Genomic DNA, 25,780 nt, shown 5'->3' with positions numbered 1-25,780 from the left:
TGTCGCCCCCTAGTCCTGCTTCAATTGCTCAACAAGCGGCAATAAATCTGCCTTTTCTGTTGTGTCATCTTGTAAGCAAGCTGATAATTTGTCTGTAATTTTTTGTCTTTTTTTGAATTTATGGAAAAGCTGTAATTTCTCTTCATATTCCTCCAGCATCGCTTCTGTTCGACGAATATTATCATAAACCGCTTGACGTGACACCTCATACGATTCAGCAATTTCGCCTAAAGAAAGATCATCTAAATAGTAAAGTTGCATATAACTTCTCTGTTTATCCGTTAATAATGCTTGGTAAAAATCAAAAAGGAAATTCATACGTGTTGTTTTATCTAAAAGCATCGTTAACTTCTCCTTAACACATCTATTCTATCATGTGTAGTATTTTTTATACATTCGTAGACATATTCCTTTGTATATTAATGAAAAACCCTATTTCTGTCAAGTAAAACTACTTGTCTTATCAGCATGTAAAATCGGCTCGTTCACATGCTACCAGCTCTGCAGGGCATGAATCAAAGTCGCTTTTTGACTTTGAGTGAATGACCGAAGAGATGTCGGCATGTAGCCGTATTTTACTGGACTATCAGCATGTAAAATCGGCTCGTTCACATGCTACCAGCTCTGCAGGGCATGAATCAAAGTCGCTTTTTGACTTTGAGTGAATGACCGAAGAGATGTCGGCATGTAGCCGTATTTTACTGGACTATCAGCATGTAAAATCGGCTCGTTCACATGCAAAAGACATAAAAAGAGGTCTTGAAAATCCGTAGATTCTCAAGACCTTAGGATTCAAAGAGAAGCCTATTCTTCTTCTTTTAATTGCTCATCTAATGCATCTGCAAATAAGCCATACACATAGCGCTCTGGGTCAAATGGTTGTAAATCGTCCATCTTCTCACCAAGTCCTACGAATTTTACTGGAATATGCAGTTTATTACGAATAGCAATTACGATACCACCTTTAGCTGTACCATCTAATTTTGTTAAGACAATTCCTGTAACATTCGTTGCTTCTTTAAAAGTTTGCGCTTGAATTAATGCATTTTGTCCTGTTGTTGCATCAAGTGCTAATAACACTTCATGCGGTGCATTTGGCACTTCACGTGAGATGACGCGATGTACTTTTTCAAGCTCCTTCATTAAGTTTACTTTATTTTGTAGACGACCTGCTGTATCGCAAATTAATACGTCCACACCGCGGTTCTTCGCTGCATGTACAGCATCGTACATAACAGCCGCTGGGTCTGAACCTTCCGATTGCTTAATCACTTCAACACCGACACGATCGCCCCATACTTGTAATTGGTCGATTGCACCTGCACGGAATGTATCACCAGCAGCTAACATAACTGAACGTCCTTCTGATTTTAAACGGTGTGCTAATTTACCGATTGTCGTTGTTTTACCAACACCATTTACACCTACGAATAGAATCACCGTTAATTCGCCTTTTGGTTGTAAATTCAATTCAATATGGTCGTCTCCAGCTTTTTCATAAATCTCTACTAATTTTTCAGAGATTAATGCTTGGATTCCATCTGTTGATTTGATATTTTTCTTCTGTACTTCATAGCGTAGAATTTCTGTTAATTCCATAACCGTTTCAAAACCAACGTCGGCTTGTAAAAGTACTTCTTCTAATTCTTCAAAGAAATCTTCGTCTACTGTACGGTAACGTGCAACTAAGTCATTTACTTTTGATGTAAATGAGTCGCGTGTTTTCGTTAATCCTGATTTGAACTTTTCAGTAATTGAGAAAGCTGAACGGAACCAACCTTTTGATTCTTTTTCTGCCTCTGGTTCGTCTTTTACTTCTTCAACAATGGCAACTTCTTGTTTTTCTTCTTGTACAGTTTCAACCGTTTCTTCTTCAACAGGTTTTGTTGTTTCTTCAACAGGTTTTGTTGTTTCTTCAACGACTTCCTGCTCTTTTACTTCTTCTACAGCAGGTAATTCCGCTTGAACTGGTTCTTCTGTTTCAACAACTTCTTCTACCTGTTGTTCTGGTTCTTTCACTTCTTCTTTTGATGGTCCACCCATCAATTTTTCTTTCATACGCTTTAAAAAGCTCATGTTTTATTCGCTCCTTTAGGACACTGTTTCTTGTTCTAACTTAACGGATACTAACTTAGATACACCTTGTTCTTGCATCGTAATACCATATAAGACATCCGCGCCTTCCATTGTTACCTTTTTATGTGTAATCACAATGAATTGTGTATCTTCACTGAATTTTTTCAAATATTGACTGTAGCGCGATACATTCGCTTCATCTAACGCTGCCTCTACTTCATCTAAAATACAGAATGGAACTGGGCGTGTGCGCAAGATGGCAAATAATAAAGCGATAGCTGTTAATGCACGTTCGCCACCTGAAAGTAAACCTAGATTTTGCAGTTTTTTCCCTGGTGGTTGTGCAACAATCTCAATACCTGATGTTAATAATTGATCTGGTTCTAGCAAAATTAAATCTGCTTTTCCCCCGCCAAATAATTCTTTGAACACTTCCTGGAAGTGCATGCGAATTTGTTTAAATGTTGTTCCAAAGCGTGTCGTCATCTCTTCATCCATCTCACGAATTGCTTCATACAATGTGTCTTTCGCTTCGAGTAAATCATTACGCTGTGATGTTAAAAATTCATAACGCTCTGCAACAGCCTCGTATTCTTCAATCGCAGAAATATTGACATCTCCTAGCTCCTTAATAGATTGAGATAGCATATTTACTTTACGTTTCGCTACTTCTAAATCCACTTCTAATGCAGGTTCTAGTTGCGCTTCTTCAAACGTTAAATCATAGTTTTGCTGTAATTGTTCAACAGCGTTTGCGCGCTTTACTTCTAGTTTTCCAAGTTGAATTTTCACTTGGTTTTGTTCATTGACAAATTGTTGGTGAATTCGCTGCATCTCTTTTAATGTAGTCGTTTCTTCATCAACGCGTTGCTGTAAGTTAGCACGTTTTTCAACGGATTGTTCAATCGCTGTTTCGAGTTGTTGCTTACGTTTTAATTGTTTTGCAATCTCTTGTTCGAACTGTTCTTCAGAAAGCCCCGTAGTTGCATCACCTTTTGTAACAAATTCGATTTCACGTCGAATTTTAGATACTTCTTCGGCTGCTTCATTAAAGTAACTTCTTGTTTCTTCTGTAGAAGTTTGAATACTTTCGAATTTACCCATTGCTTGTGCATGGTCTTCACGCTGATTCGCTAATTCATTTAATAATGTATCACGCGCTGTTTTCATTTGAACTTTCAATTCGTTCAAACGCTCAATTTCTTGTTCTAAGTGCTGAATTTCTTTCGCTGTTTGATCAAGTTGTTGTACTAAAGCTTCTTGCTTTGTTACAAGCATCGCATGGCGTGACGTTGTATCTTGTTGTTCAGAACCATAAATCGATAGGCTTTGTTGTAACATCTTCTCTTGCGTCACAGTCGCCTGATACGTAGCTTCTAATTCATTCTCTTGAACACGTAATTGCTCACCATGATCACGTTGTACGTCAAGTAGTGTTGCAGCAGATTGTGCTTTTTGTTGCCATTCAGCCACAACCTTTTCAGCTTGCTGAATGGTTGCTTCCATCTCAACTAAATTAGCTTGTAATGTTTCCAGTTCTGCTTTACGACTGAATACGGTATTTTGTTGCTTATTCGCACCGCCACCAGACATCGAACCACCCGCGTTCACAACATCACCATCTAATGTCACAACACGATAGCGATATTGTAAAAACTTCGCAATTTGCGTTGCACCATCTAAGTCTTTTACAACTAGAATATGCCCTAATAAGTTTTCTGCAATACTACGATAACGTTCATCAACTTGAACAAGTTCATCAGCAGTTTGAATAAATGAAGGGTGATCAAGGATTGGTTGTAGCGCTGCTTTTGATAGCTTACGCGATTTCATAATATTCATCGGTAAGAATGTCGCACGTCCTGCACGCACTTGTTTTAAATAACGAATGGCTCTTTTTGCATCTTCATCGGTTGCCGTTACAATATGCTGCATCGCTGCCCCAAGCGCTGTTTCAATCGCTTGTGTATAAGCTCCTTTTGCGTGAATCAATTCAGCAACTGCACCTTGTACACCTTGTAATTGGTTTTGTTCACGCGCCTTTAATACCGCTTTAACGCCTTGATAAAACCCTGCAAAATCAGCCTCTAGTTCAGCTAATGTATCGCGTCTTGAACGCAATTGTTGTACGTGATTATAACCTTCATAAAGCATTTTTTGCTTTTCAGCTAATTGGGTATTCGCTTTTTGTAATTCGGCTTGTGTCGCTTCATAGTCTTTTAAATGCTCTGCAATTTCTAATCGAATTGCATCTAACTTCGGCTCTACTTCTGCTAACGTTGCTTGTGCTTGTTGCAACTCAGCGGTTAATTCACTTGATTTTGATGTGATTTTTTCATCGGACTGACGCTGCTGTTGAATTTGTTGCTCGATACTTTTCAGTTCATTTTTCGTTGCCGCTTGTTCATTTAAACGTTCGATATATGTACTTTTTTGATCTTCAATTTCTGCATCTAATTCATCTGTTGAGCGGTTTAAATCCGTTTCTAATTGTTTCACATGTTTTCGTAACTTGTGTACATGATTTTGCGCCTCTTTTAAAGCATGCTCTTTTTCAATAAGCGACTTCTGCCACTGATCTCTTTTAGACTGTGCTTGTTTTAAAGATTCTTTTAGCTTACTTAATTGTGCAGAAGCATTTTTTTGCTTTTCTGCAAATAGATTTTGTTCGCCCTGTAGTCGTGCGTAGTTTTCACTTACTTCTACAACTGTTTTTTGATCTGCATCTAGTTTTTGACCAACTTGAAGTAACTCGTCTTTCATTGACGCAATATGCTGCTCCAACTTTTGAATTTCGACAAGTTTTTCTTGTTGCGACGTATTCCACTGATGTTGGTCTTGTAATAACTTCGCAACGGTGTGATCGATTTGTTCAATATCATGAATTAATACACCAATATCAAATTGGCGGAGTGTGTCCTTCATCTCTAAGTAGTCTTTAGCAGTTGAAGCTTGTAATTGAAGTGGTTCAATTCGCTCATCTAATTCATGTAGAATATCAAGTACGCGATTCAAGTTATCATCTGTTTCAAACAATTTATGCTCTGCTTTTTTGCGGCGTTTTTTATACTTTAAAACACCTGCAGCCTCTTCAAAAATAGCGCGACGATCATCAGGCTTACTATTTAAAATTTCATCGACGCGACCTTGTGAAATAATCGAGAACGCTTCTTTACCTAAACCAGAATCTAAAAATAAATCCGTAATATCTTTTAGACGGCAAGTTTGTTTATTTAATAAATATTCACTTTCGCCTGAACGATAAACACGACGCGTTACACTAACTTCGTTATACGAAATTGGTAAACGCTCGTCTTCGTTATCAAGGATTAATGTAACTTCTGCAAAATTCAGTGCTTTTCGCGATTCACTTCCTGCGAAGATGATGTCTTCCATCTTGGCACCACGAAGTGATTTAGCTGATTGTTCACCTAATACCCAACGAATTGCATCAGTTACATTACTTTTCCCACTACCATTCGGACCAACTACCGCCGTCACACCTGGTACAAAATCAATCCCAATTCGTTCAGCAAATGACTTAAATCCAATCACTTCTAATCGTTTAAGATACACCGTAATTCACCTACCCTTTTGGGAACTGCTCTTTTAGCGCGCGCATCGCTGTTTGTGCGGCTTTTTGTTCAGCTTCCTTCTTCGATTTACCATTACCCTCTCCAAGCGTCTCACCGTTTAATGTAACACGTGAAATGAATGTACGATTATGGGCTGGTCCTTGCTCTTTAATAATCTCATAAGTCAACACACCCGAATTCGCTTGTTGAATCATTTCTTGTAGCTGACTTTTAAAATCTACAACATGAGAAAATGTGCCGAGCTCAACTTTTGGGAAAACAACTTTTTCCAAAAATGCAACAACTGTTTCTAAACCTTGGTCTAAATAAAGTGCACCAATGAATGCCTCAAAACAATCGGCTAATAATGCCGGACGTTCACGACCACCTGTCAGTTCCTCACCTTTTCCTAAAAGGACATAATGACCAAAGGATAACTCATTTGCAAAAGTTACTAATGATGGCTCACAGACAATCGCAGCACGCAATTTCGTTAGTTCACCCTCTGTCATCTTAGGAAACATTAGGAATAAAAACTTAGAAACAGTTAGCTCTAATACAGCATCTCCTAAAAACTCTAATCTTTCATTATCTTCAAATCCTTTACGTCGATGTTCGTTTACGTAAGATGAATGTGTGAAAGCATTATATAGTAGGTTTTTATTGTGAAAGCTGATTTTTAAATTCTTTTGTAATTCTTCAAACTTCTTTTTCGCATGCTCAGAAATCGCACTGTTTTTCTGAGATAATTCTTCTATTCTCATTTTATCAACCTCTTATTTTTTAGCTTTACGTACATAGTCAATTTTACTCGTTTATGCTCAATAGTGCAAAATTATTTAGCAATCTGCATAAAAAAAGCCCCCGTTCAGAAACGGGGACTTTATGATAAGTATACATACTTCTAAAGTATGTAAAATCGAATTAGCCAATTTTGCTTTCGATGAAGCTTACTGCTGATCCAACTGTAGAAATTTTTTCAGCATCCTCATCGTCGATTTGCATATCGAATTCTTCTTCAAGTTCCATTACTAGTTCAACAACATCTAGTGAGTCTGCACCTAGGTCCTCTTTGAAAGAAGCTTCTAATGTTACTTCGCTTTCGTCAACACCAAGACGGTCAACGACAACTTTTGTTACGCGTTCAAGTACTGTAGCCAAAATACTCACCTCCCCTCAATAAATTTGCATATTCATCACAACTGGTATGACCACTTTTTGTAGTATACCTTACTCTCTTGATTTTGAATATATTTTTTCGTGCATTTAATGCAAAAGTTACATTACCATACCGCCATCGACATGTAAAGTTTGACCTGTCATATAGCTTGCTTCATCTGATGCAAGGAAGGCAACAACATTTGCAATTTCTTTTGCTTGCCCTAATTTTGCAAGTGGAATTTGTGTTAACATTGTTTCTTTTACATCTTCTGGTAGTACATCTGTCATTTCTGTCTCGATGAATCCTGGTGCTACTGCATTTACACGAATATGACGTGCTGCAAATTCTTTTGCAGTCGTTTTAGTTAAACCAATCACGCCTGCTTTAGATGCTACATAGTTTGCTTGACCTGCATTACCAGCCACACCTACGATAGATGCAACGTTTACAATACTACCTGAGCGTTGTTTCATCATTTGACGACTTACTGCTTTTGTACATAAGAATACTGATTTTAAGTTCGTATCAATTACTGCATCCCAATCTTCTTCTTTCATACGCATAATCAGGTTATCGCGTGTAATACCCGCATTATTCACTAAAATATCTACAGAGCCAAAAGCAGCCATTGTCGCATCAACTAAACCTTTTACTTCATCCGCATTGGCAACATTTGCTTGGTGTACGATTGCTTCGCCACCTTTTGCAATAATTTCTGCTGCTACTGCTTCTGCTTTTTCTTTTGAACCGCTATAGTTTACAACTACTTTAGCGCCTTCTTCTGCTAATTTAAGTGCGATCTCGCGTCCGATTCCACGCGATGCCCCTGTTACGATTGCTGCTTGTCCATTAAACTTCACTTGTATTCCACTCCTTCGCTGCTTCTACAACTTGTTGTAATGATGCTTCATCAAATACACAGTATGTTGTTAATTTACGATCTACTTTTTTCACTAATCCACTTAATACTTTACCTGGACCACATTCAATGAATGTATCTACGCCTTCTGCTACTAGTTGACGTACTGTTTCTTCCCAACGAACAGGTGAGTATAGTTGTTCGACTAATAGTGAACGAATTTCTGTAGCATCCGTTACTGCTTTTGCTGTGACATTTGCAATTACAGGTGCTTTCGCATCATTCATCTGAATGTCTGCTAACATCTCTTGTAATTTCGAAGCAGCTGGACGCATTAATTCTGAATGGAACGGTCCACTCACAACCAATGGTAATACGCGACGCGCGCCTGCTTCTTTTGCTTTTTCACTTGCTACTTCTACTGCTTTCGCTGTACCCGAGATAACAATTTGTCCTGGGCAGTTCAAGTTTGCTAATTGTACAACTTCTCCCACTTCTTCTGAAGCAGCATCTGTTACAGTTTGTAATGCTTCTGCATCTAAACCAAGTACAGCTGCCATTGAACCTTGTCCTGCTGGAACTGCATCATTCATAAAAAGACCACGTTTATGTACGGCTACAACCGCATCTTCAAAACGCATAACGCCTGAAGCAACAAGTGCAGCGTATTCACCTAAACTGTGTCCCGCTGTGAAGTCTGGATGGACACCATGATCCATTAATTGCTGTGCAACCATTACACCTGTTGTTAATAAGGCTGGTTGCGCATGATATGTTAATGTTAATTCTTCTTGCGGTCCTTCTAACATTAATTTTGATAAGTCAAAACCTAATAATTGATCTGCTTCTGTGTAAAACGCTTTACTTGATGCATTCGCTTCGATTAATTCTGCACCCATTCCAACTGTTTGTGAACCTTGTCCTGGGAAAATAAACGCTACTTTTGTCATTATGCATTCTCCTTTGAAATCGTTTGGTCAATTGTTTGGCATACGCGGTGTTCGACCATAATATGCGTTTGACGAATCGCACTGTAGATGGCCTGTGCTTTCGATGAACCGTGCGCTTTAATAACAGGTGCTTTTAAACCGAATAATGGTGCGCCACCATATTCCGAGTAGTCCATCTTTGTTTTTAAATTCTTTAAATTATTTTTCATCATCATAGCTGCTACTTTTGTTTTTGTCGATGATAAAAACTCTTCTTTTAACATCGCAAAAATATTTCCTGCAACACCTTCGATTGTTTTTAATACCATGTTGCCCGTGAAGCCATCTGTTACAACGACATCTGCTGCGTGGTTTAATAATTCACGTGCTTCTACATTGCCTATAAAGTTGATGTCATTTTGTTCTTTCAACAATTTGAACGCTTGTTTTGTTAAGTCGTTCCCTTTTTTATCTTCTGTACCGATATTTAATAGACCAACTGTTGGTTTTTCAATACCGCGTACTTGTTTTGCATAAATACTCCCCATAATGGCATATTGTAAAATGTTTTCTGGTTTAGCATCGGCATTTGCACCTAAGTCGAGCATATCAAAACCTGCACCATCTAAAGTTGGTAGTGTCGTTGCTAGTGCCGGACGGTCAATGCCATCAATACGGTGGATAATGAATAATCCTGCTGCCATTAATGCACCTGTATTACCTGCTGATACACACGCATCTGCTTCGCCATCTGCTACAGCTTGTGCCATACGCACCATCGATGCATCTTTTTTACGACGAACTGCACGTACTGGTTCATCTGTTCCTTCAATTACTTCTGAACAATGGATGACTTTTACGCGTTCATGTTGTTTTAAATAAGGTGCCATTTTCACTTCGTCACCATATAGTAAGAACTCTACATCTTTAAAATCTTCTACTGCCTGAAACACACCTTCAACGATTTCCTTTGGTGCATGGTCGCCACCCATTGCATCAACTGCTATTTTCATTCGTTTCCACCCTTACCTTTCGTACGGAACATTTCAAAATTCCCGATAAATACCGTTTTTCCTTCAACTGTTGATGTCACAGTTACATACGTACGGTTCGTATCTGCATCCTGCTTCGTAACAACTGCTTTTGCTACAACACGATTTCCAGCGTGTACAGGTTTTGTGTACGTTAAGTCTGATTTTACCGTTAAGGCTAAATCATCGTCAATGACAGCAACTGCTAGTGAGTTGGCTTGCGCAAAAAGATGGTGTCCCCTCGCAATACCATTTCGTTGAAAAACATGTTCTTCCTTTACATCAAAAATCGAAATCGCTCGGTCATCTAAATCAATATCAATAATCTCACCAATGACTTCATCAATCGGCAGTGTCTTGACTTCATTTTCAAAATTATGTGCTGCTACATCTTTAATCCGTTCGCGTAGCTCTGGGATGGATAATTCCATACGGTCCAAACGAATTGTCTGGACACTGACGTTAAATTTACTCGCCAATTGATCATCCGTAACGAATGGATTATCTTCAATGGTTTGCTTCAACAATTTTTGTCGCTCTTTTTTTGAATACTTCATTGTTTTTTCCGCCCCTTATTTTAGCACTTGGTACTAATATCAGTATATAAATATAAAAAAGAGAATGCAAGTGTTGTTTTCTTAAACACCTAACATTCTCTCGCTTAATCAATTCGTTCGCCTTCTAAAATACCAGATGATTCAATCACACGACGTAATGGTGCATAAGCTTCTTCTTGCCAAAAAGCTTCAGAAGCTACAAAGTTTGTTGCATCTTGTCTTGCCGTTTCAAGCGCACGATAGTCATGTACTAAGTCTGCTACTTTGAATTCTGGTAAACCACTTTGTTTACGTCCGAAGAAATCCCCTGGTCCACGTAACTCTAAATCTTTCTCAGCTAATCTAAAACCATCTGTCACTTCAACCATGGAAATCATACGTTCTTTACCCTCTTCGCTTTTTGGATCAGCAAGTAAAATACAATAGGATTGATGTTCTCCACGCCCTACACGTCCTCGCAACTGATGGAGTTGTGCTAAACCAAACCGTTCAGCATCGTAAATGACCATAAATGTTGCGTTTGGAACATTCACACCAACTTCGACAACGGTTGTAGAAACTAATACATTAAGTTTTCCTTCACTAAACTCACGCATAACAGCATCTTTTTCTTCTGATTTCAAACGCCCATGCATGAGCCCTACTTTGTATTGTCCATGGAATACCGTTGCAAGTTGTTGATAGACATCCATCGCATTTTGCACATCAAGCTTATCTGATTCTTCGATTAAGGGACAGATGACATATGCTTGTCTTCCCGCTCGTAATTCATGTGCCATCTTTTGTAGGACTTGATTAAATTGTTCATGCTTCACCCAATTGGTCTCAATTTGTTTTCGACCTGCTGGCAATTCATCAATAATCGATACATCCATCTCGCCAAAAGCAGTAATCGATAATGTACGTGGAATTGGTGTTGCTGTCATAAAGAGAACATCGGGATTGTCACCCTTCTCTTTTAAAATGCGACGCTGTTCCACACCAAAACGATGTTGCTCATCTGTAATGACTAAGCCGAGACGATTAAAAATAACAGTTGGTTGAATTAACGCATGCGTTCCCATAAGAATGTCAATTTCTCCATTTTCTAAACGACTTAAAATCTCACGACGCGCTTTCGCCTTAGTAGAGCCTGTCAATAATGCCAGTCTTACACCGAAAGGTTCCAGCCACACCGCTAAATTCTCTGCATGCTGTTCTGCCAAAATTTCAGTTGGAGCCATTAATGCACCCTGGAAACCTGCTGTAACAGCGGCATAGAGCATGGCTGCTGCTACGACTGTTTTACCCGAACCAACATCACCTTGAAGTAAACGATTCATTCGATGAGGTGCACGTAAGTCGGTACAAATCTCATTAACAACGCGTTTTTGTGCGCCTGTTAATTCATATGGTAGTGCATCAAAAAAATCACGTAATTTTTCTACATCATACGCAATAGCAATACCTTTTTCGTCTTCTTTACGCGTTTTACGAAGTGCTTGGATTTTCAATTGAAAATGAAGTAATTCCTCGTAAACAAAACGTCGTCTCGCTTGTTTTGTATCTTGGAGTTGTTTTGGAAAGTGAATACCTTCGAGTGCTTGTTGAATTGTTTGTAAACGATACTGTTCTAATAATTCAATAGGTAGTGTTTCTTCTATATAACAGCCATATTGGTCGAGTGCCTGTCGCATGAAATGTCTAAATTTCGTTTGCGATAATTTGCCCTTTACGCTATAAACGGGTTCAAAATCAGCTTGTTCATCTTTTGTACCGAATGTAATCTTTGTACCATTAATCACTTGGCGACCTCGGTCCCATTTTCCCGTTACAGTGACCATCATACCTGGCTCTAATTTGTTTTTCAAATAACCTTGATTAAAAAATACGACCTTAATTAAATGTCGACCTGCTAACATTTGTACTTGTAGCCGCGATTTTTTATGACCTAAAAATAAGACAGTTGGGACGCTTTCAATACGCCCCTCTACTGTCACACGTTCATTATGCGGTGTTTCTGCTAGGTCTTTTAATCGAAAATCTTCATGACGATAAGGGAATGTCCAAATCAAATCTTCAATCGTATGAACATTCATTTGTTCTAGTTGTTCAGCTACTGCCTTTCCGACACCATTCAATTCAGTAACTGGTTGTGTTAATTCGTTAGCCACGACTCGCTGTTGCTGTTCCAAAAATACGTTTTTCTAACCATTTACCTGTTGGTGTCGCTGCTAATCCGCCCTGTGCTGTTTCACGTAAAGCGACAGGCATCGTTTGACCGATTTTATACATCGCATCAATGACTTCATCTGTTGGAATTCGACTTTCAACACCTGCTAAAGCCATATCGGCTGCGACCATCGCATTCGCTGCCCCCATCGCATTACGTTTAACACATGGTACTTCAACTAAACCTGCTACTGGGTCGCAAACAAGACCAAGCATATTTTTTAAAGAAATTGAAAATGCGTGTGCACTTTGTTGTGGTGTACCGCCAGCCATTTCCGTAATTGCTGCTGCTGCCATCGCTGCCGCTGAACCTACTTCAGCCTGACAACCACCTGCTGCACCTGAAATCATCGCGTTATTGGCAACCACTTGACCGAATGCTCCTGCAGTAAATAAGAAGCGAATCATTTCTTCACGTGTTGGGTTTAATTTATTTTTTACCGCAAAAAGTGTACCTGGTACAACACCAGCTGATCCTGCTGTTGGTGTTGCACAAATTGTTCCCATTGCTGCATTTACTTCATTTGTTGCAACCGCTTTACTCACTGCATCTAATAAAAAATCACCTGAAAGTGCTTTACCTGTCTTCATGTAATTTTGAATTAAGACTGCATCATTTCCTGTTAAGCCTGTTACAGATTGAACACCTTTTAGTCCCCGTTCAACTGCAGCTTCCATAACTTCTAAATTACGGCTCATTTGTTCCATGATTTCTTCACGTGTACGTTCTGAGACAATTATTTCTTGCTCGATCATAATTTCAGAAATCAATTTATTTTCTTTTTCTGCGCGCTCAACTAAATCACGCACATTACGAAATAGTACTTCCATTATGAACGCCTCCTAATTTTTAATTCTCGTCACTTTTGTGATGTTTGGTAATAGTTCAATTTCAGCTAATATTTCTGGTGATACATTTTGGTCTACTTCAATGACCATTAAAGCCATATTGCCACGCTCTTTACGAGATACTTCCATATGTCCAATATTAATCGCATATTTTGCTAAACATACTGCAACATTTGCTACTGTACCTGCTCGGTCTTCATGTACAACTAAAATTGCAGCCATCCCGCCTGACATGCGTAATGGGAAACCATTCAGTTCAGCAATCTCAATCGAACCGCCACCAATAGATACACCGACCATACTCATTTCTTTTTCACCATCACCAATTTCGATGCGTGCTGTATTGGGATGTTCCACACTGCCTGTTTCAGGAATAAACTCAAACGTTAAACCTAAGCGCTCAGCTTCTTCAAATGATGTTTTAATGCGCTCATCATATGTATCATAGTCAAGCAAACCACCAATAATCGCAACATCTGTTCCATGTCCTTTGTATGTTTCAGCAAATGATCCATAAAGATGGATTTTTGCCCATGTTGGCTGTTTGCCAAATAAATCTCTTGCTACACGTCCTATGCGAGCTGCTCCTGCTGTGTGTGATGAGGACGGTCCAATCATAACGGGTCCGATTACGTCAAAAACCGATGTGAACTTCATAATTTTTCCTCCTTACATGTCTATTCTCTTACTCATATTACAACATATGCACTTAAAACCCAAACAATTTAGACAAACCCGATATTAAAAATCCGTTTTTTTCTATAGTTTTCGCTATTATGTGCAGTTTTTTTACTTTTTCAGATTATTCAGTCACAATTTTTAAATATAACTTATTTTTGCGCCGAATAAAGAATTCAAAGGAGGAATCGCACAATTGCACGATTCCCCCTCTGATTTCGTTCATTTTATTCTACTGAGAAAATAAATGGATAAAGTGGTTGTTTTCCATCATGTACTTCCACTTCAACATCTCCATAATTTTCTTCAATGTATGAAACAACTGCTTCTAGTTGTTCTTCATCTACATCTTCACCATGAATAACTGTAACGATTTCAGCATCTTCATCTACCATTGTATCAATGATATGTTGTGCTGCCTCTTGTAAAGAAGGTGTTGCTTTGACAATCTTACCTTCTTCCATAGCCATAAAGTCATCTTTATGGATTTCCACACCGTCAATTGATGTATCACGTACAGCAAATGTGATTTGACCTGTTTTTACTTCTTTCATTGCTTGAGACATTGTTTGTTGGTTATCTGCCACAGAAGCTTCTGGATTAAATGATAGTAACGCTGTTAATCCTTGTGGAATTGTTTTTGTTGGCACAACAGCAGCTTCAATCTCTAATAGCTCCGCCGCTTGTTCTGCTGCCATGACAATATTTTTATTGTTCGGTAAGATTAATACTTTTTCAGCACCAATCTCTTGAACTGCTTTTACAATATCTTCCGTTGAAGGGTTCATCGTTTGTCCGCCTTCAATTACATAAGAAGCACCCATACTTTCGAATAAAGCTTTAATTCCCTTACCCATCGCTACTGTTACAACAGCATAAGGCACTTTTTTAACGGCTTTATGTTCTTCGCCTACAATCGCTGTATGTTGTAAACGCATGTTATCTACTTTAATTTTTACAAGGCTACCGTATTGGTGACCATATGAAATGACTTCACCAGGTGTTTCAGAATGAATGTGAATTTTCACAACTTCATCATCTGCAATCACAAGTAAAGAGTCTCCGAAGTGACTCATATCTTCTCGGAATTTTGCTTCATCAAATGGTTTTTTATCATCTTCAAAACGAACCATGAATTCAGTGCAATAGCCATAAACGATTTCAGATGTATCCATGAAATCTTGTACTGTATGATGTTCTGCATTAATTAGGTCGTCCATTGACTTCATTTCTGTTTTAGCTGGTAGCGCTTCACCTTTTAAGCTTGCCAAAAAACCTTCATAAACGAATAGAAGACCTTGACCCCCACTATCAACTACGCCTACTTCTTTTAAAACAGGTAGTAATTCTGGTGTTTGGTTTAAAGCATCCTGTGCAGCTACAACGATTTCTTCCATTAACTGAATTAAATCATCTGTTTGTTCAGCAGATTTGACTGCTTGTTCGGCTGCTAAGCGTGCTACCGTTAAAATTGTACCTTCTACAGGCTTCATAACAGCTTTATATGCCGTATCTACACCCTGTTGGAATGCCTGTGCAAATTGTTTTGCATCTAGCACATCCTCTTGTTCTACTGCTTTACCGAATCCACGGAAAAGCTGTGATAAAATCACACCAGAGTTACCACGAGCGCCCATTAATAAGCCTTTTGATAATGCTTGTGCAGTTTTTCCAATACTTGCATTTACTTTTGCGGCTGTTTCTTTTGCACCAGATGTCATCGATAGGTTCATATTTGTACCTGTATCACCATCTGGTACTGGGAATACGTTTAGTGCATCTACATAGTCTGCATTTTGAGATAAGTGATGCGCGCCCATTTGTACCATTTCCGCAAATTTTATTCCGTCTAATGACTTCATTTGAATAAGTTCCTCCTCTTACACGTTCGCTACACGAACACCTTGCACATAAATATTAACTGAGCTTACTGACATACCAATTGTTTGATCGAGCGTATATTTTACTTTTGATTGCACTTGATATGCGACCTCAGAGATTTTTGTTCCATAACTAACAATGACATACATATCTACGTGTAGTTCTTCTCCTGATTGACGCACAACTACACCTCTAGCAAAATTCTCTTTACGCAAGATATCTGTTAAGCCATCACGTATTTGATGTTTACTAGCCATTCCTACAATTCCATAACACTCGATTGCTGCGCCGCCTGCAATTTGTGCCACAACGTCATTTGAGATCTCGATGTTACCGAATTCATTTTGTAATTCTACTGACATGATTTTGCCCCCTGAATTAAAAATTAATTAATGTTATTGTACCCTTTTTTTCAATCATTCAACAACTTCTAGACATACAGTGACTATTATACATCACTAAATACTATATATTAAGCTTATTCATACAGAACGTAAAGTAATTTCTAAAAAAACAAGACGTTCGTCACAATTTATGCTACAGAAAATGGATATTGCTTGGAAAAGGGAAGAAGTTTTGAATTTTTTTTAGGTGTAAAGGTTTTTTTCTTGAAAGGCTGCGAAAATCAGTTGCAATGTAATATCGTGTATGTTAAATTATTAAAGTATGTGAAATATCGAAGTGAAACATGAACTTTCAACTTCTTATAATAGGAGGGAAATAATATGCCAAAACAATGTGTAATTACTGGACGTAAAGCGCGTACTGGTAACAACCGTTCTCACGCTATGAACTCTAGCAAACGTACTTGGGGTGCTAACCTACAAAAAGTTCGTATCTTAGTTGATGGTAAACCGAAAAAAGTATGGGTTTCTGCTCGTGCTTTAAAATCTGGTAAAGTAGAACGCGTTTAATTCTATTTAAAAAAGGAAGTCACTCTGCTGAGCGACTTCCTTTTTTGTGGTCTTTTTAAGCATCTTTACTTTGAATCATCAAACAAGTCCCTTTTGTGAACGTTGCTGTCGCAAAGTCTGCTAAAATTTCGTTACTTGTAAAACGACTTGAACCAATCGGGATATCTAAATCTGTCGTTTCATACTTTACACCACGTAAAGTCATTTTTTCAACTGCTTCTCCAAATGGATAGAAAGATAAATAATCATATGATGCATCTTTTGTAATTTGATGTGTACCTGCAAATAAAAACTGTAAACGATTCGTTTTATTCATAATATAAATCGGCGTTTGTGGAAATTGTTTTTGCATACGATATACTGTGTGTAGATTCGATTCATAATGATCTAAACGTCCACCTGTCACACCTGTTACGTAAATACATGTTGGTGAAAATTCTAACGCTTTTAAGATGGCTAGTTCAGTATCTGTTTCATTCTTCTCAGCTTGAAAACCCTCTATCTCCTGAACACTCTCTTTTACAGTAAGCCACTCTTCTTTCGTCATCGAATCAAAATCCCCTACTGCTGCGTATGGCGTAATTCCTGCTTCTAATAAAGTGATGGCCCCATGGTCTGCACCAATGTATAATATATCTTCATGCGTAAAAAGGAAACCGTCTAAAACGATTTCCTCTGTTGGACCACCCGCTACAACATAGACAATGGTCATTTGATTGCGTCTTCTCCTGCTTTTAAAATTGATTGTAGCGCTGTTTGACGGTCTTCTTTACCGAAAATAGCCGAACCTGCTACAAAGATTGTTGCTCCCGCTTCTGCACATGGTACAATTGTTTCCGCAGTGATTCCACCATCAATTTCAATTTCTACATCTAGATTACGTTGTTTAATCATATATGATAATTCAGCAATTTTTGGAACAACTGAATCGATGAACTTTTGACCACCAAAACCTGGGTTTACAGTCATCAATAAAACAAGGTCAATATCTTCTAATACATGTTTAATTGTCTCAATTGGTGTATGTGGGTTTAAAACAACGCCTGGTTTTACGCCGTATGAACGAATTAATTGAATCGTACGGTGTAAGTGACGACAAGCTTCTACGTGTACTGTAATATATTCTGCTCCTGCTTTTGCGAACTGCTCAATATATTGATCTGGGTTCTCAATCATTAAATGTACATCTAATGGTAAGTTTGTATAAGGTTTGATTGCATCCATAACAAGCGAACCAAATGAAATATTCGGTACGAAATGTCCGTCCATTACATCAATGTGTAATAATGTTGCTCCTGCTGCTTCTACTTCCCTTACTTCTTCACCTAACTTCGCAAAGTCTGCTGCTAAAAGTGATGGGGCGATTTTAATCATCCTTAATACCTCGGCTTTCTATCAATAATTTCTTGTAAAAATTGAAGATAATGCTCATAACGGCTTGCTTCAATCTCTCCAGATTCTACTGCGGCTTTTACAGCACATTTTGGTTCTTTTACGTGTAAACAACCTCTAAATTTACATGCTTCTGATGTACGTTGAATCTCTGGGAAGCATCCTGTTAATTCTTCCTTCTCAATTGTATCAAAATCGAATGAACTAAATCCAGGTGTATCTGCTACTAACCCACCAGCTACTTCAATTAACTCAACATGACGCGTTGTATGCTTACCACGTCCTAGATGTTCTGAGATAATCCCTGTCTTTAAATCCAACTCTGGCATAAGTGTATTTAATAACGTAGATTTTCCTACCCCCGACTGACCTGCTAAAACCGTTGTACGATTTGCTAGTAAAGGCGTAATCTTATCCAATAATGAAGAATCATCTTTAAATGTCGTCATCACATCATAACCAATAGCCTCATATTGTTTTTGATAACTTTGAATTGCAGCTATTTCATCTTCTTCTAATAAATCCATCTTTGTTAAAAGAATAACGGGTTGCACGTGGAAAGACTCAAGTACAACTAAAAAGCGATCTAATAAAATCGTATTGAAATTAGGTTCTTTAACCGAAAAAACAAGGATTGCTTGGTCGACATTCGAAATGGGCGGTCGTACAAGTTCATTTTTTCGTTCTTCAATTTCCATAATTACCCCGTCATTGTTACCTTCTACTTCGTATGTGACGAAGTCTCCAACAAGAGGAGTAATTCCACGCTTACGAAATACACCGCGTCCTCTTGTTTGAATGACTTGTCCATCATCGTACACATAATAAAAACCACTAAGTGCTTTTCGAATTTGTCCTGTTGCCATACAGCACCTCCCTATTTGTTATACATCATCATATTCAATCGTTTCTTCATATTCAACTTCACCGTCAATTAATACTTTATACGATGCATTTTTACCTTCTTCAATTTCAAGTGTAATGCGTTTTTCCATATCATCTTTAATACGGAATTCTTGCGCTACCTTATCTCCGTTATGTGTACGATCTTGTAAATAGATTTGAACGACTTGATAACTCGCTTCCTGTCCGTTCTCATCTTCTTCAGGGTCAAAATCAAGATCGAGTTTCTTCATGTAAAGTTTTACTGGTTTTTCTTTTTGACCTTTCGAAAGTACTACATTGATTGTTGAACCTACTTTTAACGTCGTACCCGCTTCAATATTTTGCGACATCACTTTTCCAGCTTCTAGATTTTCTGAATAATCTTCACCAGTGATTTTAATATTAAAGCCTGATGAATTTGCATAGGTTTTAAGTGCCGCTTCATCAAATCCAATGAGATTCGATACGACATTTTGTTTTTCACCTTGACTAATTGTTAAAACAACATTTGTTGCACTTGGTACAATTTTTTTACCTGCTGCAGGTGTATGTTTAATAACGTCATCATATTCCTCTGTTGAATATGCTTTTTTAATCGTTACTTGTTTAAAGCCTTTTTTCTCTAGTAATGTTTTCACTTGATCTACATTTTTACCTGTATAATCTTGCATCGCTACTTTTTCTTTGCCCGAACTTACGATTAAATTAACCTCTGTGCCCTTTTTAAGCTTTGAACCTGCTTCTGGATCTGTTCCGACAATGTCACCCTCTTTGACAGTATCAGAGGTTTGCGCTGTTTGTGTGCCAATTGTAAAACCAGCAGTTTGTAGTGAATCAATCGCTTCGTCTAATGTTGCATTTTGAACATCAGGTACTTCAACATTTTTACCTGTTATAATACTCGGATTCATGAATAAAACGAGTCCAATTGCAACAATAAGAGCCAAAATAGTTAATGTAACATACAAACCTTTTTTCTTTTTCTTCTTTTTCAGAGGCACTTCTTGTGTTGGTTCAGGTGATACAGCGATTGTTTTTTCTAAATCTTCTTCTTGTGGAATAGGACGTTCTTTAATCGCAGGCATCGCTCGTGTTGCATCATGATCTTCTGGAATCATGAATTTTGGTTCGTGTATACGCTCAGGTGATAAAACTGTTTCTAAATCTTCGTGCATCTTTTCCACTGTAAAATAGCGATGTTGTGCATCTTTAGCTGTTGCTTTTAAAACAACATTCTCTAAACTTTGTGGAATCGTCGGTACAATCGCTCGTACAGACGGTGTTTCAGACTGTAGATGTTTGAGTGCAATTGATACTGCTGACTCACCAGAGAACGGTAATTCACCTGTTAATAATTCATACAATACAATACCAAGTGAATAAATATCCGATTTCTTTGTTGCAATACCACCACGTGCTTGTTCAGGTGATAAGTAATGTACAGTTCCTAAAACTGAATTTGTCTTTGTAAAGGATGTAGCAGTTAATGCCATCGCAATACCAAAGTCAGTAATTTTCACATTACCTTCTTCATCCATCAAAATATTTTGCGGTTTAATATCACGATGAATAATTTGATTTTGATGTGCCATCGCAATTGCTGACGTCAATTGCTTCATAATTTCAACGCTGCGTGCTGGCTCTAACGGTGCATATTGTGTAATGTATTGCTTCAATGTCATTCCTTTAACATACTCCATCACAATATATTGAAGACCTTCTTCTTCACCCACATCATAAATACTAACAATATTTGGATGATTTAAGCTTGTAGCAGATAATGCTTCACGTTGAAAACGTCGATGTGCTTCTTCTTCATTACTAAAGTTATTATGTAGAATCTTAATTGCTACATCTCGATTTAAAATCATATCGTGTGCTAAATACACATTCGACATACCGCCGCCACCAATTACTTCTAGAAGTTTATAGCGACCATTAATTCTCTTACCTATCAGCAACTTCGGCACCTCCATCTCCTAGAGGCTGTGCAAGGATAACAGTAATATTATCTTCACCACCATGATCGTTTGCCAGCTGCACTAATTCTTTTCCTTTTTCGTCGATTGATTGCCAAGAGGTAATGACTTTATGTAATGCTTGCTGATTTACTTTATTCGTTAAGCCATCTGAACAAATGAGTAAATATTCATTTGGCTTAAATGTATATTCATAAAAATCAGGTTCAATTACATCTTCTGTTCCTAATGATTTAATAATATAGTTTTTTTTCGGATGCGTTTCAGCTTCTTCTTCACTAATTTCACCACTATCGACTAAAATATTCACATACGAGTGATCTCGCGTAATCATTTCAATCGTTTCGTCATCAATATGATAGGCACGACTATCGCCAACATGACAAATAGACGCTTCATTTCCTACAATTACAGCAGCAATTAGCGTCGTTCCCATACCTGTACAATTTTCATGTGTCATCGCATATTGATATACGTGACGGTTCAAATCAACAACTGTTTCAAAGAGCCAATCTTTACGATTTGCTGCGGTTGAAAATTCCTCGTCATCGACTTGTTCAAATCTTTCTTTAAAACCTTCTACAGTTAATGTACTGGCAACATCCCCAGCATTATGTCCACCCATGCCATCTGCTACGATGGCTAGGTGGATTTGATTATTGCTGCGGGAAATGACAGTTGCGCGATCTTCATTGACTGACCTTCTTTGCCCGATATCACTTTCAACGGTATACCTCACAACTTTCACCTCATTTAGTGTGCAGTTTCTTCTGTACGTTCTTGTGCACGTAATTGACCACAAGCAGCGGCAATGTCTGAACCTTGTTCACGACGAATTGTTACATTAATTCCACGATCTTTTAATGCCTTTTCAAAAGCAAAGATGCGGTTACGCGATGTACGGATATAATCGCGTTCTGGCACGTAGTTAATTGGAATTAAGTTCACATGGCATTTTACATCTTGGATTAAATCTGCTAATTCATTCGCGATTTCAACTGAATCGTTTTGTTCGGACATTAAACCATACTCAAAACTTACACGACGACCTGTTTTTTGCGTGTAATATTTGACAGCTTTAATCAGTTCATCTAATTTATAAGCTTTTGCGATTGGCATTAATTTTTGACGTGCTTCTTGGTTTGGTGCGTGCAATGAAACTGCAAAATTAATTTGTAATTCTTCATCTGCAAATTCATAAATTTTTGGTACGATTCCTGAAGTTGATACAGTGATGTGACGCGCACCAATATTTAATGATTGCTTATGGTTAATAACACGTAGGAACTGCATCATATTATCGTAGTTATCAAACGGTTCACCAATACCCATAATAACGATACTTGATACGCGTTCATCTACTTCGTCTAATTGACGTTGTACTTTAACAACTTGTTCGATAATTTCACCAGCTAATAGATGACGTTTTAGTCCACCTAATGTTGACGCACAGAATGTACATCCAATACGACAACCTACTTGTGTTGTTACACAAATTGAATTTCCGTAATTATGGCGCATTAATACCGTCTCAATTGAATAACCATCTTGTAATTGGAATAGGAATTTAATCGTACCATCTGTTGATTCTTGCTTAACTAATGTCGTTAACGTACTTAATTCAAAGTTTGCAGTTAATTTATCACGTAGACCTTTTGATAAATTCGACATCTCTTCAAACGTACCGACACGCTTTACATACAACCAATCATAGATTTGTTTCGCACGGAATGCTTTTTCACCATTGGCTTTTAACCAGTCTTCTAATTGCTCTGGTAAAAGAGAGTAAATCGATTCACGTAAGACTGGTTTTTCTTTTTTTACACGTTTTGTTTCTGTTACTGGTTTTAAATTTTCTTGTTCCACTGTTGGAATCTCCTAACGTTTTGGCTTAGAGGTATTATAACCTGTTCAGCACTTCATTTATGCTTTTTTCTCAAAGGCTGCTACAAAAAATCCATCGCTATTAAAATCTTGTGGGAATACTTGCATCATACCTGTTTCACGTAATTCCGTTAAGGCTTCTGGTGCATTTACTACCGGCGCAAGTACAAGATCTGGATGCTTCTCTAAGAAAGCTTCTACCGTTCCATTGTTCTCTAGTTTATCTATTGTACATGTACTATAGACCATCTTACCGCCCACTTTTAATAGTTCATATGCTGATTCTAACAAATCAAGTTGAATCGCATGTAATGAAGCAAAATCCGCTTCACTTTTTGTATATTTAATATCTGGTTTGCGACGAATAACGCCTAAACCACTACATGGCGCATCGACTAAAATACGATCAAACGACTCTTTTTCAAAAGCTTCGGTCGATTTTCGTCCATCCATTACTTGTGTTTGAATGATTGATAAACCAAGACGATTTGCATTTTGCTGAATTAACTTCATCTTATGCTGATGTAAATCCGTCGCAATAAGTTCACCTTCGTTATTCATCTTCTCTGCAATATGCGTTGTTTTCCCACCAGGAGCTGAACACATATCATATACACGCATGCCGGGTTCGACATCTAGTGCATATGCTGGAATCATCGAACTCTCATCTTGGATTGTAATGACACCATCTTTAAATGCTTGTGATTTTGCCGGTTGTCCTTCTACAATGTGTAAACATTCTGGAATGGTTTGACTACGGCGCACGGCATATTTTTCTTCCCATAATGTTTCAAGACCTTTTGTCGTGTCTGCTTTTGTTGCATTGACACGTACAGTTTGTAATGGTGGGAAGTTGTTTTCGATTAATAAGTCTTCGGTCTTTTCTACACCGAATGCATCGATATAACGACGAACTAACCATTCCGGGTGGCTTGTTTCGATTGAAATACGTGTTGTCACATCTTCAATTTTTGTCGTATCTTGTACACCTTCACGTAAAATAGAGCGTAAAATACCATTCACTGTTGCACTGACACCGCGATGTCTCGCACGATGTTTAGCAATCTCAACCGCTTCATTTACAGCCGCATGGTCTGGAATTTTGTCTAAATACACAATTTGGTATAAAGAAAGACGTAATAACCAACGAACCCAGTCATCTAGTTTACCACGAACATACGGTTCAAGATAGTAATCAAGTGTCATTTTATATTGTAATGTACCGTAAGTTAGCTCGGTTAAAAGACCGCGATCTTTTGCATCAATTTTATATTTTTCAATTGTTTGGTGTAACAAAAGGTTACTATAGGCTTGACTTTGATCAACAGCGAGTAAAATTGTTAACGCTGCATCACGTACATTGCCATTCCAAATAGCTGACTTACCTTTTTTTGCTTGTGCGCCTTTATTTCCGTTGGCTGCTTGACGTGCACGCTTTTTTTCTGTTTTTGCTTTACTCATTCAAAGTGATCCCCAATCTCCAATTTCGACCCTACACCATTTAAATAATTGACTGCTGGCATCGCTTTTTTTCCTGCTGGTTGTAATTCTAAAATATCAATCGCTTGTCCTTCACCGGTTGCCACAGTGAAGAATTTTTTCGATTTTGAAATAACCGTACCTGGTTTTTCATTTGTTGTTTGATCTGAAGGCTTTGTTGCCCAAATTTTCACATTCTCACCATTTAATGTTGTATAAGCAACCGGCCATGAGTTTAATCCGCGTACTTGGTTGAAAATCGTACGCGCTGATTTTGTCCAATCGATGCGCTCTTGTTCACGTGAAATATTTGAAGCAAACGTCACTTGTGATTCATCTTGCACAATGCGTTCATTCGTACCTGCAATAATCGCTGGTAATGTTTCTTTTAATAAGTCGCGCCCAACCATACTTAATTTATCGAATAATTGCTCCGTTGTATGCGTATCGTGAATTGGAATTGCTTTTTGTGAAATGATATCACCTGCATCTAACTTTTCAGCCATATACATAATCGTTACGCCTGTTTCTTGTTCACCATCTAATACAGCTTGGTGAATGGGTGCGCCACCACGATATTTCGGTAGTAATGAGGCATGAACATTAATACAACCAAGCTTCGGTGCATCAAGCAATGCTTTCGGTAAAATTTGGCCAAATGCAGCTGTTACAACTAAGTCTGCACCTAAGTCAATAATCTGTTGTAATTCTTCTGAACCACGTAATTTTTCTGGTTGAATAACCGGTAAACCTAACTCAATTGCTGCTGCTTTTACAGGTGGTGGTGTTAACACACGTTTACGACCAACAGGACGATCTGGTTGTGTCACAACTGCTTTAATGTCATAACCTTCTGCATGGAGCATCTGCAAAATCGGCACAGAAAATTGAGGTGTTCCCATAAATACAATCGATGTCATATTTATTCTTCCTCCTCTTCATAAAGTGCTTCTAGTTCTTCTTTTGTCAAAATACGTGTAATTTTCGAGTCGAATAGTACACCGTTTAAATGATCAATCTCATGTTGTAAAACGCGTGCGTCATAGTCATATGCTTCGATTTCAAATAGATTACCATTACGATCTTGCGCTTCTACACGAATACCATTTGAACGTTCTACTTCGCCAAATAATCCAGGGAAGCTTAGGCATCCTTCTACATCAACATTTGTATCAACTGAGTATTCGATAATTTCAGGGTTGACGATTTCTAAAATCTCACGTTCTTCCCCAATCTCAAGTACAGCTGCTTTAATGCCTTCATTCACTTGTGGTGCGGCAATTCCTACGCCATCTGAATCAACCATTGTTTCATACATATTATCTAAAAGCGTCGCCAATTTTTCATCAAATTGTGTTACTTCTTTTGCAGGTGTTGTTAAAACATCTGCTGGATTTTTAATAATCGGTAAAATAGCCATTGTTTCCTCTTTTCTACTG

24 protein-coding genes are annotated in these 25,780 nt (G+C 38.0%); 1 reads left to right on the top strand and 23 read right to left on the bottom strand.

From position 1 onward, the window contains the following. Positions 1-9: 9 nt before the first annotated feature. From MHB75_RS01835 to MHB75_RS01770, 14 genes are all read right to left on the bottom strand, one after another. On the bottom strand, positions 10-342 hold the full coding sequence (locus tag MHB75_RS01835; protein ID WP_068454951.1) for a putative DNA-binding protein: 333 nt from the start codon (positions 340-342) through the stop codon (positions 10-12). 462 nt (positions 343-804) lie between these two features. Next, the gene (gene ftsY / locus MHB75_RS01830; RefSeq protein WP_340995573.1) at positions 805-2,076 is read right to left on the bottom strand and encodes a signal recognition particle-docking protein FtsY; all 1,272 of its coding nucleotides are present in this window, start codon (positions 2,074-2,076) and stop codon (positions 805-807) included. A gap of 15 nt (positions 2,077-2,091) precedes the next feature. Next, positions 2,092-5,652 carry a chromosome segregation protein SMC gene (gene smc / locus MHB75_RS01825; protein WP_340995570.1) on the bottom strand — a complete coding sequence of 1,187 codons (3,561 nt, stop codon included), beginning with the start codon at positions 5,650-5,652 and terminating at the stop codon, positions 2,092-2,094. Positions 5,653-5,662: 10 nt separating this feature from the next. Further along, positions 5,663-6,415 (bottom strand): ribonuclease III, encoded by a 753-nt coding sequence (rnc, locus tag MHB75_RS01820; RefSeq protein WP_068454959.1) that lies wholly within the window; start codon positions 6,413-6,415, stop codon positions 5,663-5,665. A 160-nt stretch (positions 6,416-6,575) separates the two neighbouring features. Next, complete coding sequence (acpP, locus tag MHB75_RS01815; RefSeq protein WP_068454961.1) at positions 6,576-6,812, bottom strand: acyl carrier protein; 237 nt, start codon at positions 6,810-6,812, stop codon at positions 6,576-6,578. A 117-nt stretch (positions 6,813-6,929) separates the two neighbouring features. Further along, complete coding sequence (gene fabG / locus MHB75_RS01810) at positions 6,930-7,673, bottom strand: 3-oxoacyl-[acyl-carrier-protein] reductase (RefSeq protein ID WP_121178146.1); 744 nt, start codon at positions 7,671-7,673, stop codon at positions 6,930-6,932. Next, the gene (gene fabD, locus MHB75_RS01805; RefSeq protein ID WP_340995563.1) at positions 7,663-8,622 is read right to left on the bottom strand and encodes an ACP S-malonyltransferase; all 960 of its coding nucleotides are present in this window, start codon (positions 8,620-8,622) and stop codon (positions 7,663-7,665) included. Before fabD ends, fabG begins: the two co-directional genes overlap by 11 nt. Next, on the bottom strand, positions 8,622-9,614 hold the full coding sequence (gene plsX, locus MHB75_RS01800; protein ID WP_340995561.1) for a phosphate acyltransferase PlsX: 993 nt from the start codon (positions 9,612-9,614) through the stop codon (positions 8,622-8,624). Before plsX ends, fabD begins: the two co-directional genes overlap by 1 nt. Beyond that, positions 9,611-10,189: a transcription factor FapR gene (fapR, locus tag MHB75_RS01795; RefSeq protein ID WP_068454973.1), complete on the bottom strand. Its 579-nt coding sequence runs from the start codon at positions 10,187-10,189 to the stop codon at positions 9,611-9,613. The genes plsX and fapR overlap by 4 nt, the downstream gene beginning before the upstream one ends. 104 nt (positions 10,190-10,293) lie before the next feature. Further along, positions 10,294-12,342, bottom strand: a complete 2,049-nt coding sequence (gene recG / locus MHB75_RS01790) for an ATP-dependent DNA helicase RecG (protein WP_340995559.1) — start codon at positions 12,340-12,342, stop codon at positions 10,294-10,296. Beyond that, positions 12,335-13,231 carry an L-serine ammonia-lyase, iron-sulfur-dependent, subunit alpha gene (gene sdaAA / locus MHB75_RS01785; RefSeq protein WP_141272769.1) on the bottom strand — a complete coding sequence of 299 codons (897 nt, stop codon included), beginning with the start codon at positions 13,229-13,231 and terminating at the stop codon, positions 12,335-12,337. Before sdaAA ends, recG begins: the two co-directional genes overlap by 8 nt. A gap of 12 nt (positions 13,232-13,243) precedes the next feature. Further along, positions 13,244-13,906 carry an L-serine ammonia-lyase, iron-sulfur-dependent subunit beta gene (sdaAB, locus tag MHB75_RS01780; protein WP_068454981.1) on the bottom strand — a complete coding sequence of 221 codons (663 nt, stop codon included), beginning with the start codon at positions 13,904-13,906 and terminating at the stop codon, positions 13,244-13,246. 248 nt (positions 13,907-14,154) lie between these two features. After that, positions 14,155-15,789: a DAK2 domain-containing protein gene (locus tag MHB75_RS01775; protein WP_141272767.1), complete on the bottom strand. Its 1,635-nt coding sequence runs from the start codon at positions 15,787-15,789 to the stop codon at positions 14,155-14,157. A gap of 18 nt (positions 15,790-15,807) precedes the next feature. Further along, positions 15,808-16,170 carry an Asp23/Gls24 family envelope stress response protein gene (locus tag MHB75_RS01770; protein ID WP_068454983.1) on the bottom strand — a complete coding sequence of 121 codons (363 nt, stop codon included), beginning with the start codon at positions 16,168-16,170 and terminating at the stop codon, positions 15,808-15,810. 363 nt (positions 16,171-16,533) lie between these two features. Here MHB75_RS01770 and rpmB point away from each other — a divergent pair, with 363 nt between their 5' ends. After that, positions 16,534-16,722, top strand: coding sequence for a 50S ribosomal protein L28 (rpmB, locus tag MHB75_RS01765; protein WP_068454984.1), 189 nt, complete (start codon positions 16,534-16,536; stop codon positions 16,720-16,722). A gap of 55 nt (positions 16,723-16,777) precedes the next feature. On the opposite strand, the gene MHB75_RS01760 is transcribed toward rpmB, so the two are convergent. From MHB75_RS01760 to def, 9 genes are read right to left on the bottom strand one after another with little or no spacing between them, the layout of a single operon-like run. After that, positions 16,778-17,434, bottom strand: a complete 657-nt coding sequence (locus MHB75_RS01760) for a thiamine diphosphokinase (protein WP_340995553.1) — start codon at positions 17,432-17,434, stop codon at positions 16,778-16,780. Then, positions 17,431-18,096, bottom strand: coding sequence for a ribulose-phosphate 3-epimerase (gene rpe, locus MHB75_RS01755; protein WP_068454988.1), 666 nt, complete (start codon positions 18,094-18,096; stop codon positions 17,431-17,433). Before rpe ends, MHB75_RS01760 begins: the two co-directional genes overlap by 4 nt. Positions 18,097-18,098: 2 nt before the next feature. Continuing rightward, the gene (rsgA, locus tag MHB75_RS01750) at positions 18,099-18,980 is read right to left on the bottom strand and encodes a ribosome small subunit-dependent GTPase A (RefSeq protein ID WP_340995549.1); all 882 of its coding nucleotides are present in this window, start codon (positions 18,978-18,980) and stop codon (positions 18,099-18,101) included. A gap of 18 nt (positions 18,981-18,998) precedes the next feature. Beyond that, positions 18,999-20,969 carry a Stk1 family PASTA domain-containing Ser/Thr kinase gene (gene pknB / locus MHB75_RS01745; RefSeq protein ID WP_340995547.1) on the bottom strand — a complete coding sequence of 657 codons (1,971 nt, stop codon included), beginning with the start codon at positions 20,967-20,969 and terminating at the stop codon, positions 18,999-19,001. Further along, complete coding sequence (locus MHB75_RS01740) at positions 20,947-21,717, bottom strand: Stp1/IreP family PP2C-type Ser/Thr phosphatase (RefSeq protein WP_141272759.1); 771 nt, start codon at positions 21,715-21,717, stop codon at positions 20,947-20,949. The genes pknB and MHB75_RS01740 overlap by 23 nt, the downstream gene beginning before the upstream one ends. Before the next feature lie 14 nt (positions 21,718-21,731). Further along, positions 21,732-22,844: a 23S rRNA (adenine(2503)-C(2))-methyltransferase RlmN gene (gene rlmN / locus MHB75_RS01735; RefSeq protein ID WP_141272756.1), complete on the bottom strand. Its 1,113-nt coding sequence runs from the start codon at positions 22,842-22,844 to the stop codon at positions 21,732-21,734. Positions 22,845-22,901: 57 nt separating this feature from the next. Then, positions 22,902-24,323 carry a 16S rRNA (cytosine(967)-C(5))-methyltransferase RsmB gene (gene rsmB, locus MHB75_RS01730; protein ID WP_340995543.1) on the bottom strand — a complete coding sequence of 474 codons (1,422 nt, stop codon included), beginning with the start codon at positions 24,321-24,323 and terminating at the stop codon, positions 22,902-22,904. Then, positions 24,320-25,261 (bottom strand): methionyl-tRNA formyltransferase, encoded by a 942-nt coding sequence (gene fmt / locus MHB75_RS01725; protein WP_141272752.1) that lies wholly within the window; start codon positions 25,259-25,261, stop codon positions 24,320-24,322. The genes rsmB and fmt overlap by 4 nt, the downstream gene beginning before the upstream one ends. A 2-nt stretch (positions 25,262-25,263) precedes the next feature. Beyond that, positions 25,264-25,761, bottom strand: a complete 498-nt coding sequence (def, locus tag MHB75_RS01720; RefSeq protein WP_141272750.1) for a peptide deformylase — start codon at positions 25,759-25,761, stop codon at positions 25,264-25,266. Positions 25,762-25,780: the final 19 nt, after the last annotated feature.

The sequence above is a fragment of the Kurthia sp. FSL E2-0154 genome, from assembly GCF_038003625.1.
GTDB lineage: Bacteria > Bacillota > Bacilli > Bacillales_A > Planococcaceae > Kurthia > Kurthia gibsonii.
The sequence above is the reverse complement of the archived record's forward strand: the minus strand, read 5'-3'. Positions and strand labels throughout refer to the sequence as shown.

Coding starts and splice junctions, on each gene's coding strand:
- sdaAA (WP_141272769.1), bottom strand. CDS start 13,231: ATGGAAGTACTATTTCGTAATGTGCGTGATTTAGTTGAGCGCGCAGAA.
- MHB75_RS01760 (WP_340995553.1), bottom strand. CDS start 17,434: ATGACCATTGTCTATGTTGTAGCGGGTGGTCCAACAGAGGAAATCGTT.
- MHB75_RS01835 (WP_068454951.1), bottom strand. CDS start 342: ATGCTTTTAGATAAAACAACACGTATGAATTTCCTTTTTGATTTTTAC.
- ftsY (WP_340995573.1), bottom strand. CDS start 2,076: ATGAGCTTTTTAAAGCGTATGAAAGAAAAATTGATGGGTGGACCATCA.
- rsgA (WP_340995549.1), bottom strand. CDS start 18,980: ATGGCAACAGGACAAATTCGAAAAGCACTTAGTGGTTTTTATTATGTG.
- fabD (WP_340995563.1), bottom strand. CDS start 8,622: ATGACAAAAGTAGCGTTTATTTTCCCAGGACAAGGTTCACAAACAGTT.
- MHB75_RS01775 (WP_141272767.1), bottom strand. CDS start 15,789: ATGAAGTCATTAGACGGAATAAAATTTGCGGAAATGGTACAAATGGGC.
- rsmB (WP_340995543.1), bottom strand. CDS start 24,323: ATGAGTAAAGCAAAAACAGAAAAAAAGCGTGCACGTCAAGCAGCCAAC.
- plsX (WP_340995561.1), bottom strand. CDS start 9,614: ATGAAAATAGCAGTTGATGCAATGGGTGGCGACCATGCACCAAAGGAA.
- fmt (WP_141272752.1), bottom strand. CDS start 25,261: ATGACATCGATTGTATTTATGGGAACACCTCAATTTTCTGTGCCGATT.
- fapR (WP_068454973.1), bottom strand. CDS start 10,189: ATGAAGTATTCAAAAAAAGAGCGACAAAAATTGTTGAAGCAAACCATT.
- rnc (WP_068454959.1), bottom strand. CDS start 6,415: ATGAGAATAGAAGAATTATCTCAGAAAAACAGTGCGATTTCTGAGCAT.
- rpe (WP_068454988.1), bottom strand. CDS start 18,096: ATGATTAAAATCGCCCCATCACTTTTAGCAGCAGACTTTGCGAAGTTA.
- def (WP_141272750.1), bottom strand. CDS start 25,761: ATGGCTATTTTACCGATTATTAAAAATCCAGCAGATGTTTTAACAACA.
- sdaAB (WP_068454981.1), bottom strand. CDS start 13,906: ATGAAGTTCACATCGGTTTTTGACGTAATCGGACCCGTTATGATTGGA.
- MHB75_RS01770 (WP_068454983.1), bottom strand. CDS start 16,170: ATGTCAGTAGAATTACAAAATGAATTCGGTAACATCGAGATCTCAAAT.
- rpmB (WP_068454984.1), top strand. CDS start 16,534: ATGCCAAAACAATGTGTAATTACTGGACGTAAAGCGCGTACTGGTAAC.